The sequence below is a fragment of the Flavobacterium sp. U410 genome (assembly GCF_053570605.1).
The window spans coordinates 70,145-82,489 of sequence record NZ_JBSEFI010000020.1 but is presented as its reverse complement, the minus strand read 5'-3'; the positions used below and the strand labels follow the sequence as shown (position 1 = coordinate 82,489).

Annotated in this window: 11 protein-coding genes; 5 read left to right on the top strand and 6 right to left on the bottom strand. The window is 36.0% G+C overall.

Features of this window, described 5'->3' with window-relative positions:
- Positions 1–108: 108 nt before the first annotated feature.
- The gene (locus ACUSJC_RS13345) at positions 109–1,653 is read right to left on the bottom strand and encodes a hypothetical protein (RefSeq protein ID WP_449270063.1); all 1,545 of its coding nucleotides are present in this window, start codon (positions 1,651–1,653) and stop codon (positions 109–111) included.
- A gap of 142 nt (positions 1,654–1,795) precedes the next feature.
- On the opposite strand from ACUSJC_RS13345, the gene ACUSJC_RS13340 reads away from it, so the two are divergent.
- The 5 genes from ACUSJC_RS13340 (at position 1,796) to ACUSJC_RS13320 (ending at position 9,056) form a co-directional block, all read left to right on the top strand.
- On the top strand, positions 1,796–2,962 hold the full coding sequence (locus ACUSJC_RS13340; protein WP_449270062.1) for a 2-isopropylmalate synthase: 1,167 nt from the start codon (positions 1,796–1,798) through the stop codon (positions 2,960–2,962).
- Positions 2,963–2,965: 3 nt separating this feature from the next.
- A complete protein-coding gene (gene leuC / locus ACUSJC_RS13335; RefSeq protein ID WP_449270061.1) occupies positions 2,966–4,354 on the top strand; it encodes a 3-isopropylmalate dehydratase large subunit in 1,389 nt (462 codons plus the stop codon).
- A complete protein-coding gene (gene leuD / locus ACUSJC_RS13330; RefSeq protein ID WP_449270060.1) occupies positions 4,355–4,951 on the top strand; it encodes a 3-isopropylmalate dehydratase small subunit in 597 nt (198 codons plus the stop codon).
- Positions 4,941–6,062 carry a 3-isopropylmalate dehydrogenase gene (leuB, locus tag ACUSJC_RS13325; RefSeq protein WP_449270059.1) on the top strand — a complete coding sequence of 374 codons (1,122 nt, stop codon included), beginning with the start codon at positions 4,941–4,943 and terminating at the stop codon, positions 6,060–6,062. The genes leuD and leuB overlap by 11 nt, the downstream gene beginning before the upstream one ends.
- 210 nt (positions 6,063–6,272) lie before the next feature.
- A complete protein-coding gene (locus tag ACUSJC_RS13320; RefSeq protein WP_449270058.1) occupies positions 6,273–9,056 on the top strand; it encodes an outer membrane beta-barrel protein in 2,784 nt (927 codons plus the stop codon).
- 87 nt (positions 9,057–9,143) lie between these two features.
- Here the strand turns inward: ACUSJC_RS13320 and ACUSJC_RS13315 are convergent, their stop codons facing one another.
- The 5 genes from ACUSJC_RS13315 to ACUSJC_RS13295 are packed head-to-tail and all read right to left on the bottom strand — an operon-like array spanning position 9,144 to position 12,332.
- On the bottom strand, positions 9,144–9,941 hold the full coding sequence (locus ACUSJC_RS13315; protein ID WP_449270057.1) for a TPM domain-containing protein: 798 nt from the start codon (positions 9,939–9,941) through the stop codon (positions 9,144–9,146).
- Positions 9,941–10,378, bottom strand: coding sequence for a TPM domain-containing protein (locus tag ACUSJC_RS13310; RefSeq protein ID WP_449270056.1), 438 nt, complete (start codon positions 10,376–10,378; stop codon positions 9,941–9,943). Before ACUSJC_RS13310 ends, ACUSJC_RS13315 begins: the two co-directional genes overlap by 1 nt.
- A gap of 11 nt (positions 10,379–10,389) precedes the next feature.
- Complete coding sequence (locus ACUSJC_RS13305; protein WP_449270055.1) at positions 10,390–10,983, bottom strand: LemA family protein; 594 nt, start codon at positions 10,981–10,983, stop codon at positions 10,390–10,392.
- A 14-nt stretch (positions 10,984–10,997) separates the two neighbouring features.
- Complete coding sequence (locus ACUSJC_RS13300) at positions 10,998–11,330, bottom strand: MerR family transcriptional regulator (RefSeq protein ID WP_449270054.1); 333 nt, start codon at positions 11,328–11,330, stop codon at positions 10,998–11,000.
- Between the two features lie 24 nt (positions 11,331–11,354).
- The gene (locus ACUSJC_RS13295; protein WP_449270053.1) at positions 11,355–12,332 is read right to left on the bottom strand and encodes a M23 family metallopeptidase; all 978 of its coding nucleotides are present in this window, start codon (positions 12,330–12,332) and stop codon (positions 11,355–11,357) included.
- Between the last annotated feature and the right edge of the window lie 13 nt (positions 12,333–12,345).

Here is a 12,345-nt window from a genome sequence, read left to right as displayed (position 1 = left end):
ATGCTTACTATTATTACTATTGTGTAATGGATTGACTTTTAGAATTTTGAAAAATGAAAAGCAGTCTAAAATGGGAAATGTTTTTAGAATCAGCTTGTTTTTTAAGCATCAACGATTTACTTTTAGAGCTTTTTCTTGTATAACAAGTGCAACGGGTTTGTTGTAGATTTTACTTTCTAACCACGAAATAATATCCAAATATAAGAAAGCTCTTTTTTCATACGGATGGTTTTCAAAACGCTTCAATTTTCCATGAAGTTCAATGAATGCATCCTTCAGTTCGTGTGGATAAATGAAACCCAAGTTTCTTAAAAATCGAATCATCTCGCGTTGTACTTCGTGTAAATCATTCATTTTGATTAAAAACTGATAGGTATCTTTGACCAATTTATCAAGTTGTTCATCTTCACGAGCGTCGTAATGGGCAACCAAGTTAAGCACGCGGGCAAAACACATCAAGTCTTCTCGCATTTCTAAATTTTTGTTGCCAATGATCTTCTGTAAATACGAAATGCATTTTAAATTATCGCCCATTCCAAAATACAACGAAGCAATTTTATAATAGAAAACCATGTGATGGTGTTCGTCAATTTGCTCGTTAAAAAGTTCCAATTGCGTTAAAACTTCATCGACCAAAGGTAAGCCACCTTTGAAATCGCCTTCTAAGAAATGCAAGTTGAATTTACCATTATACAATGCCAAAAACTCTTGCGATAAGACATTTTCGTTTTTAGGAAAACTTTTGTCGGCTAAGGTATTTTCAAAACGAGTTAAAGCGTCCTTAAAATAGGTTTGATGATTCACTAAATACAAGGATTCCAGTAAATAATTACTTCCTTTGATAAACCAAATGGGATTAATAGCGATCATCGATGGATATTCGTAGAACAAATCCACCCATTTTGACGCATATTTGAAGCAACCCAAGAAATCCTGAATTAGAAAGCTATACCACAAATTGGCTTTGTACAACCATAGTTTTTCGCGAAAACCCAAATCTTCGAAATCAAATTCCGGCATGCGATCGTTGTAATATTGGGTAATTTTCTTCATTTCGTCATCACTTTTGGCATAACCGTGTTTCAGCAAATAGCCATACAATTGTAACGAAAGATTCGATAATTTACTGGCGACCACATTTTTTCGACTCAAATCTCTGGCTTGAATGCTCAATTCGTCAGCCCGACCGGAAATACTTCGCGTGATATATTGCGATTCAATTACTTTTTCAAACTCAATAATTTCATAGGCAATGTTCTTTTCTTCATGTTCCAGCGCCATTGCTTTGGCTTTTTCTAACAGTTTTAAACTTTGCTTGTAAAGACCTTTTTGATACAAAATAGTAGCAAAATCAATTTGTTCTCTAATTTGAATGCGCATGTTTTGTAGCGTGGGATTCAGTCGTAAACTGACCAATATTTGCTTGTACAAATGTGCTTTCAAATTGGAAAGTTGAACTTTAGTTACGATGTTGCTTTTTAGAATTTTTTCTTCATTATAATCGGTCATTTTGTCTAAAAGTTCAAAAAGTTGCAAAAATTTAGCATCCGTATTCATTCCGATTCGGTTGACATAGAGCTTAAATTGTCGCTTTTCTGACTTAGATAAGGACTTAATCAGGACAAACAAAAAATCTTTAGAAGTGTTAGCCATCGTAAAATTAAATCAATTAAGTTGTTGTAAATGAATCAATTGTGTTGTTTTTTTATTGAGTTTGACGTTGTAATTCACTTAAAATCAAATGTAGACTTTTTTTAGCTATAAAATAAATTCGCAAAGAACAATCTACTAGAAAATGAATAATCAAAGAGTTTATATTTTTGACACCACATTGCGAGATGGCGAACAAGTCCCGGGTTGTAAACTAAATAAAGAGCAAAAAATAACGATTGCTCGAAAGTTAGACGAATTGGGAGTCGATGTCATCGAAGCAGGATTTCCGGTCTCAAGTCCTGGCGATTTTGAAGCCGTGCAAGCGATTGCTAAAGAAGTAAAAAATGCTACAGTTTGCGGATTGACTCGCGCCGTAAAAAATGATATCGAAGTGGCTGCTCAAGCTTTGAAATATGCTAAAAAACCTAGAATTCATACCGGGATAGGAACTTCTGATTCTCACATCAAATACAAATTTAACGCTTCCAAAGACGAAATTATAGAACGTGCTGTGGAGGCAGTTTCGTATGCAAAGACTTTTGTGGATGATGTCGAATTTTATGCGGAAGATGCCGGTAGAACTGATAACGAGTTTTTAGCAAAAGTGTGTACAGAAGTGGTAAAAGCAGGGGCAACTGTTTTGAATATTCCCGATACAACGGGGTATTGTTTGCCCGAAGAATACGGAGCTAAAATCAAATATCTTTCCGAACATGTTGTGGGAATTGAAAATGCTATTTTGTCGTGCCATTGCCATAACGATTTAGGTTTGGCAACGGCCAATGCTATTTCGGGCGTTGTAAACGGAGCGCGTCAAATAGAATGTACTATAAACGGAATAGGAGAGCGCGCCGGAAATACGGCTTTGGAAGAAGTGGTGATGATTTTGCGTCAACATCCGGGTTTGCATTTGGATACCAACATCAATTCGAAGTTGTTGAATGAAATCAGCCGTTTGGTTTCAGACACGATGGGAATGATTGTTCAGCCCAATAAGGCTATCGTGGGAGCTAATGCTTTTGCTCATAGTTCAGGTATTCATCAAGACGGTGTGATTAAAAACAGAGCAACTTACGAAATTATTAATCCGGAAGACGTTGGAGTTACCGAATCTTCGATTATCTTAACGGCTCGTAGCGGCCGTGCGGCTTTGGCGTATCGCGCTAAAAACATTGGGTACGAACTAACAAAACTTCAGTTAGATACTGTTTATCAGGAGTTTTTAAAAGTAGCTGATCATAAAAAAGAAGTGGTAAATGATGATATTCATCGTATTATTGAACATTGTAGAATAGGTATTGCACTATAAATTATGGAAAAGAAAACCTTATTTGATAAAGTTTGGGACAGTCACGTAGTAAGTTCTGTTCCTGACGGACCTCAAATTTTATATATCGACAAACATTTAATTCATGAGGTAACAAGTCCGCAGGCTTTTGCCGAATTGGAAGAACGAAATATTCCTGTTTTCAGGAAACAGAAAATTGTGGCAACGGCCGATCATAATGTGCCCACAAAAGAACAGCATTTGCCTATTAAAGACGAATTGTCTCGAAATCAAGTCGAACAATTGACAAAAAACTGCGAGAAAAACGGAATTGAGTTGTATGGTTTAGGCCACGAATACCAAGGAATTGTTCACGTCATTGCGCCAGAATTGGGCATTACATTGCCTGGGATGACCATGGTGTGTGGAGATAGTCATACATCAACGCATGGTGCTTTTGGAACCATTGCTTTCGGAATCGGAACCAGTCAGGTAACGCAAGTTTTTGCAAGCCAATGTTTGTTGTTGAATAAACCGAAAAGCCTTCGGGTAAATGTCAACGGAAAGTTGGCTAAAGGAGTCACGCCAAAAGACGTGATTTTATACATTATTTCTCAAATCGGAACCAATGCCGGAACGGGCTATTTCTGTGAATATGCCGGAAATGTTTTCAGAGAAATGTCGATGGAAGGACGAATGACCGTTTGTAATATGAGTATCGAAATGGGTGCTCGCGGTGGAATGATTGCTCCTGATGAGGTGACTTTCGAATACATTAAAGGACGAAAATTTGCTCCAAAAGGTGAGCAGTTCGAACAATATGTGGCACATTGGAAAACCTTGCCAACAGATGAAGGTGCTGTATTTGATAAAGAATATAGCTTCAATGCGGAAGAGATCAGCCCTATGATTACCTACGGAACCAATCCGGAAATGGGAATTGGGGTAAATCAAGCAATCCCAAGTCCGGAAAACGATCCGTCTTTTGAGAAAGCATTGGAATATATGGGCTTTCAAAAAGGCGAACATTTAGTTGGAAAGCCTATTAATTATGTGTTTATAGGAAGTTGTACTAATTCCAGAATCGAAGATTTTAGAGATGCGGCCAATTATATTAAAGGAAAACAAAAAGCGGCTAATGTTACGGCGTTAATTGTTCCGGGTTCGCAACAAGTGGCTAAACAAATTCAGGAAGAAGGGTTGACAGCCATTTTTGAATCGGCTGGTTTTGAGATCAGACAACCCGGATGTTCGGCTTGTTTAGCAATGAATGACGATAAAATTCCGTCAGGCGAATATTGTGTTTCTACCTCAAACCGAAATTTTGAAGGGCGACAAGGACAAGGTGCTCGTACGCTTTTAGCCAGTCCGGTTATGGCGGCGGCAACGGCTGTAGAAGGAAAAATTGTAGACCTAACGTTAACTTTGAACTAAATGGAAAAATTCACTTTATTACAATCAAAAGCGGTTCCGCTTCCTATTGAGAATGTGGATACCGATCAAATTATACCGGCACGTTTCTTAAAAGCGACTAACAAAATTGGATTTGGAAACAACTTATTCCGAGATTGGCGCTACAACGATAAAAATAAAGAAATCCCGAATTTTGTGTTGAATAATCCTAAATATTCAGGTTCCATTTTGGTGGCTGGCGATAATTTTGGATGCGGAAGTAGTCGTGAACACGCGGCTTGGGCTTTAACGGATTATGGCTTTAAAGTTATTGTTTCCAGTTATTTTGCCGATATTTTTAAAGGAAATGCACTGAATAACGGTTTGTTGCCTATTCAAGTGAGTCCGGAGTTTTTAAAAGAAATGTTTCAGGCAATTGAGGGCAATTCGGAAGTTGAAATTACGGTTGATCTGGAAGCACAAACGATTTCATTTAACGATAAAACCGAATCGTTTGCAATCGATTCGTATAAAAAAATATGCATGCTAAACGGCTATGATGACATAGATTTTTTGGTAAGCAAAAAAGCAGAGATAGAACAATTTGAACAAAATAGAACCTTGTCTTATGAATTTTAAAATTGCAGTACTTTCGGGCGATGGAATTGGTCCGGAAGTAATTCAGGAAAGTATCAAAGTGTTAAAAGCAGTAGCTGAAAGTTTTAAACATGAGTTTCAGTTTAACCCGGCTCCGGTTGGTGCCATTGCTATCGATGAAACCGGAAATCCTTTGCCGGATGCTACATTGGAGGTTTGTAAAAATGCGGATGCGGTGTTGTTTGGTGCTATTGGAGACCCGAAATACGACAATGATCCGTCTGCAAAAGTAAGGCCGGAACAAGGTTTGTTGAAGTTGCGAAAAGAATTAGGTTTGTTTGCTAATATTCGTCCGGTAACCGCTTATAATTCGTTATTGGATAAATCGCCTTTGAAAAAAGAAATTATTCAAGGAACTGATATGGTGATTTATCGCGAATTGACCGGAGGGATTTATTTTGGCGAAAAGAAATTAAGTGAAGACGGTAAAACGGCTTCCGATTTATGTGAGTATTCTCAATTTGAAATTGAGCGCATTGCTCATTTGGCTTTTAAAGCGGCAGAAACCCGTAAAAATAAAGTAACCTTGGTGGATAAAGCTAATGTTTTAGAATCGTCTCGTTTATGGCGAAAAGTAGTTTCGGAAGTGGCTAAAAGTTATCCTAAAGTAGCTTTGGATTTCTTATTTGTGGATAATGCAGCGATGCAAATGATTTTGAATCCGAGTCAATTTGATGTGATTTTGACCGAAAATATGTTTGGTGATATTATTTCTGACGAAGGAAGTGTCATTGGCGGTTCTATCGGTTTGTTGGCATCCGCTTCAGTGGGAGATGGCGTGGCGTTATTTGAACCTATTCACGGTTCGTATCCGCAGGCGAAAGGAAAAAATATTGCCAATCCGATTGCTTCCATCTTGAGTGCTGCTATGATGTTAGATCATTTCGGATTAAATGATGAGGCCGAAGCTGTTCGTCAAGCCGTAAACAAAACTATTGACAAAGGAATTGTAACCAAAGATTTGAATAGTGAAGCTTTTGTTTCGACAACAAATATCGGAGATATTATTGCCGGAACGATTTTAAATCGCGAAGATACTTGCGAGTATATGAATTGTGAAAATATCCATATCGGACAATCTGTTGTAATTTAGTGAAATTGTTATTTATAGTGTTCATAGAAGCCTGTTTTTAAACAGGCTTTTTGTGTTAAAAATATGACTTATTTTTAATAAAAAATGGAAGAACTATAGGTTGTATATAATAAATGTTAAAAGTTTCGTAAGAATTTTTCAATTCAAATAATAAAATCTTTATTTCGCTGTTTACTATAATGAAATAAACACAATCATCAATCAAAAAACATGCGAAATTATTTTTTAATCTTAATCACTTTATTATTCTCCTCATTAGCTTTTTCACAAAACACTTTAAAAATAACCGGAAAAATAATAGACGAAAGTCTAAAACTACCCTTAGAATCGGCGACAGTTTATTTTACTAAAGCAGCTGATTCTACGGTTGTCGATTATACCATTTCTGATCGCAACGGTAATTTTGAATTTAAAATCAGAAAATTAGATTATCCGTTAGTTTTGAAAGTTTCTTATAACGGATTTTTAGATTACAAAAAGGATTTTCAAAAGTTAGAGAAAGACCAAAATTTAGGAACAATTTTATTGAAAGAGAATGTTTCCTCTTTGAGTGAAATTGTGGTAAAAGGAGAAACTCCGCCTATTGTTATCAAAACGGATACTTTAGAGTTTAATGCGTCATCATTTAAAGTACGCCCCGATGCTAATGTTGAAGCGTTACTAAAACAGCTTCCGGGAGTTGAAATTGACGAAAACGGAAAAATTACGGTCAACGGAAAAGAAGTAAATAACATTTTGGTCAACGGAAAACCGTTCTTTGGAAAAGATGGAAAGATTGCGACGCAGAATCTCCCTGCTGAAATGATTAGTAAAATTCAGGTAACAGATACTAAGACCAAGGAAGAAGAGCTTTCCGGACAAAGTGCAAGTTCTGACGAAAAAACCATCAATTTAACCATTGATGAAGATAAAAATAAAGGACTTTTTGGAAAAGCAACCTTAGGTTATGGAACAGATGATCGTTACGAATCAAGTTTGTTGTTCAACTATTTCAAGGATACCCAAAAAATAAGTGTGTTGGGTTCGTCAAATAATATTAACTCTGTAGGTTTCTCCATGGATGAAATTTTTGACAATATGGGCGGCGGTCGAAATACATCCATTTGGACAAGTGGAGATGGTAGTTTTGGAATTAACGGAATGCGTTTTGGAGGAAATAAAGGAATTACCAAATCATCAATGATCGGAATAAATTTTAGCGACGAATGGTTTAATAAAAAAATAGATCCTAACGGAAGTTACTATTACAATAATGCCGATTCTAAAAATACCAATAGAACCAATAGAACCAATCTGTTGCCAACAGGGAATACCAATACAATTTCAGAATCGAATACCAGAAATATTGTAGATGGTCATAATCTAAATTTGGATTTTGAAGTAAAAATTGATTCAACCACAACGTTATATATTTCTCCGGCATTTTCTAAAACAAAAAATAACAGCAGTTATAATAGCTTTGAGAATACTTATGATGAGAATGGAGCTTTATCCAATGATTATATTTCTGATGATAAGTCTCAAACCGATTTTTCTAGTTTTAAAAACAATTTGTATTTGTTTAAAAAGTTAGATAAGAAAGGAAAAGGAATAGGGGTAAGTTTTAACAATACAAATACCGAAAATGAAACCGACCTATTGACCTATTCCAAAACTTCATTTTACCAATCGGGTGCCGCAGATGATGAACGAGATCAAAGCCGACGAAATAAAGAAAGAAGTAATAGTTACAACGGTTCAGTTCGTTATATTCAGCCCATCAGCGATTCTTTGAACATCACTATTCAGGCAGCTTACGCTTGGGAAGAAAGGAAAGATTATCAAAATACTTTTGATTTTGATGGCTTTACAGATGATTATTCTGTTACAAATGATGCGCTTTCACGTGATATTAATTCTAAGAAAATAACATTTACACCTAGTATTGCTTTACAATTGAGAAAGAAGAAAATACGAGGGAGAATGACTTTTGGAACCGATAATATTAATTATCAAAACCAATCATTATATCTTGGAACGGAAACCAAATTGAATCAAAAATATTTGTATCCCAACGTAAATGGGTATTTGAGTGTGACTTTAGGGAAATCCAAATCAATTTATACCTATTCTGCTTATAAGGTTACTATGCCGTCCGCATCGCAATTGCTACCGTATGAAAATATAGAAAATCCATTGAATACTATATTAGGAAACGCTGAACTAAAACCGAAAGAAGCCTATCAGGTATATTTGAATTTTAACAATTATGATTATGCTAGTCGAAGCGGCTTTTATTTATATGGCGGTTTAGATTACAACAAGAATGAAATTGTGGCTTCAACAACGTATGATGCCGATTATAAAGCTACCACAACTTATCAGAATATTGATAAAACCTATAATAGTTATGCCGGTTTAAGTTATAGCAAAGTATTTAAAAAAGAAAAGCGTACATTTAAAGCAGGAACCTCTCTGGATTTAGGGTTAGATTATTCAGAAGGATTAACAAATGCCGTTTTATACGAATCATCAGGATATGAAATTGCACCAAGAGCATTTATTAATTGGTCAATAGAAGATTTAATTACATTGAATCCATCTTATACCTATACGTTTAATAGAACCGATTTTAATAATTATGTGATTGATAAAACAGAATATTTCAAGCATAATTTTAAATTTGAATTAACCAGTTATTGGCCAAAGCATGTAGTTTTTGGTAGTGATTTTGGATACAATTACAATTCTAATATTTCCGGAGGTTTTAAAAGAGATTTCTACTTGTGGAATGTAAGTTTAGGCTATAATTTTTGGAACGATCAATTGCTGGCGAAAGTAAAAGTGTACGATTTATTGAACCAAAACATTGGAGTAAGTAGAACAGTAACACCAACCGCAATTACCGATACAGAGAACACTGTTTTACAACAATATGTAATGTTCTCATTGACCTTTAAATTAGAAAAATTTGGAGGAAAGAAAAAAGAAAGCAATATGTTCTGGAGAGATTAATCTATTCAGAAGAATTGTTTATTTCTTAAGTAGAAAAAAGGACGAAGCAAAACTTCGTCCTTTTTGTTTATCGTTTTTTGATTTTGTTTACCAACTTCCGCCAGCGCCTCCACCGGAAAAACCACCGCCCCCGAAGCCACCGCCAAATCCTCCGCCTCCGAAACCACCTCCGCTACTTCCAAATCCGCCACTTCTTCCCATTCGACTCAAAATGATCATATCAGCTAAGTCAGGTCCCGAATAGCGTCCGCCACTTCCGCCACCGCCGTTTCTATTTCTTTTAGAAAGAATAATCAGAATAATGACAATGATGATAAATAGAACAATAATAGGAAAAGCAGAACCGGTATTTTCTCCTGAATTTGTATTTTTATAAGTGCCTTTAATGACTTCAAAAATAGCATCGGTACCTTTGTCTAAGCCGTTATAATAACTACCTGCTTTGAACTCCGGAATGATAACATTCCGAATAATTTCACCGGTAATTCCCGCAGTAAGCTGAGGTTCTAATCCATAACCAGGAGAAATCCAGATTTTACGATCGTTTTTGGATAACAAAATCATCACTCCGTTATCTTCTTTTTCTTGGCCAACACCCCATTCATGTGCCCATTTTGGGGTTAAGATTCCAATGTCTTCACCTTGCAAATCGTCAATGGTTACAATTACAATTTGAGTAGAAGTACTATCGGCATAATTTAAAAGTTTTTGTTTTAAACTATTTTCTTCCGAACTCGACAATACATCTGCATAATCATAAACACTGGTTTGTTTTGATGTAGAAGGTTTGTCAGGAATTTTGAATTGGGCAAATCCTATATGATGTAGTAATAGTAAAGTCGCCAAGAGCAACCAATGTATTACTTTGAGTATCAGTTTAATCATTATCCTCTGGAAATTTCGTTAGGTAATTCATCAATGTCATCTTCCTGATAGGGGAAGTATAGTTTTAAACGTTCTCCCGCTTTTAAGATGCCTTGAATTAAGCCTTCTTTATATTGGTTTTTCTGAAAGTTAGTTATCATGATATCTTTGGTACAATCCCAAAAATCAGCTTCAACCACTTTGTTGATGCCTTCATCACCCACAATAGCAAACTTTTTACTGGCTGTAGCAACATAGATCAGAACTCCATTTCGCTCTTTTGTATTTTGCATTTCAAGGGCGAAAAAAACCTCCTGCGCTCTTTGCAAAGGAGGTTTGTCGGTTTGTTCTTCTAAGTGTACGCGAATTTCTCCCGAAGTATTATTTTCGGCTTCCATAATAGCCTGAACAATTTCTTGCTCTTCGGCTTTGGTTAAGAAATCTTCTGTCTTAGACATGATTTAAATTTTTATTTACCAAAATTGAACTCAACGTCAGGCGCTTTTTCAGCTCCTTTTTCAGCTTCAAAATATGGTTTTTCTTTGTATTCGCTTAAGAACCAATTGTTCGGTATTTTTAAAATATAGTTGTTGTACGATTGAACCGCTTCGTTAAAACGCGTACGAGCCGTTAAAATTTGGTTCTCAGTACTTGCTAATTCATCCTGTAATTTCAAGAAATTTTGGTTTGCTTTTAAATCAGGATATTGTTCTACGGTTACCAATAATCTTGACAAAGCACTATTTAAACCACCTTGTGCTTGTTGGAATTGTTGCAATTGTTCCGGTGTAATGTTTGACGGATCAATAGTCATCGAAGTTGCTTTCGCTCTGGCGTTGATTACCGCTTCTAAAGTTGATTTTTCAAAATCAGCAGCGCCTTGAACCGTTTTCACTAAGTTTCCGATAAGATCACTACGACGTTGGTAAGCGGTTTCTACATTACCCCATTCTTTAGATACAGCTTGGTTTTGAGCAATAGCTCCGTTTTTGATTCCAATGTACCAAAAGAATCCTATAGCTAATAATCCTACGATAATTAATACGGGTGCAAATTTTTTCATAAGTTGTTTAATGTTTAAAGTTGATTTTTTAGTTCTATTAATTGTGATTTAATATTTTCCAGTTTTCGGATAATTTCAAACTTATCCAGTGTTTTTTTCTGATTTTCTTTCAAATGTGTTTTGGCTCCTTCCAATGTAAACCCTCGTTCTTTAACCAAATGATAAATCAGTTGCAGGTTTTTGACATCTTCCGGAGTGAATTTTCGATTCCCTTTCGCATTTTTCTTTGGCTTCAGAATATCAAACTCTTTTTCCCAAAATCGGATCAGCGAAGCATTAACATCAAAAGCGACAGCAAGTTCACCAATGCTGTAATACAATTTTCCTTCTGGTAAGTTTAAGTGCATAATGTTTTCAATAATCTTAAACAATTAGTCCAAAGCCTGATTCTCTTGGTTGGCCAATTTCGAAATAGCCACATATTCTTCTGCCGAAATACTTCCGTAATAAAAATTAATCGGATTTACCTTTTTACCACTTTTAATTACTTCATAGTGTAAGTGTGGTGCTTCGCTTCGTCCGGTACTTCCCACGTAACCGATAAGGTCACCGCGTTTCACTTTTTGTCCCGGGCGACAGTTGTATTTGCTCAAATGGGCATAAAGCGTTACATAACCATAACCGTGATTCACTTCAATATGGTTTCCATAGCCCGAAAGCGAATTGTCGGCTTTTAAAACCACACCGTCACCAGTCGCATAAACAGGAGTTCCGGTTGGTGACGTAAAGTCCATTCCATAGTGAAACTTACGAATTTTGGTAAACGGGTCACTTCGGTAGCCATAACCCGATGCCATTCTTTTCAAATCTTCATTTTTAACCGGTTGAATAGCCGGAATAGAAGCTAAAAGTTTTTCCTTTTGTTTGCCCAGTTTCACAATTTCGTTCAAAGATTCCGATTGTATTGCCATTTCTTTCATCAATCGGTCAATTTTTTTAGTGGTGTTAATGACCAAATCCGAATTGTTGTAGCCTTCCAGAGTTTTGTATCGGTTCACACCGCCAAATCCCGCTTTTCGTTCTTCTTCACTTATTGGAGCCGTGTTAAAATACGTTCGGTATACATTATTATCTCGTTCTTCAATAGCACCTAAAGCTTCCTCCATCACATCCACTTTTTTATTCAAAAGTTGATAGTTGATTTTCATGTTTTCTAATTCGCTCGTTAACAATTTATCTTTTGGCGTTTCAAAATAAGGCGTGTTGATGAGCAGAACCAAACACAAAAAACCAAACAATGCCGCAGAAAGCAAAAAGAGAACAGCATAGCCAAATTTCTTACGCTTCTTAGTTTCAATTCGTTTGTACGCTAAATTTTCCGAATCGTAATAATATTTTACTTTCGCCATGTTTTAAATTTAC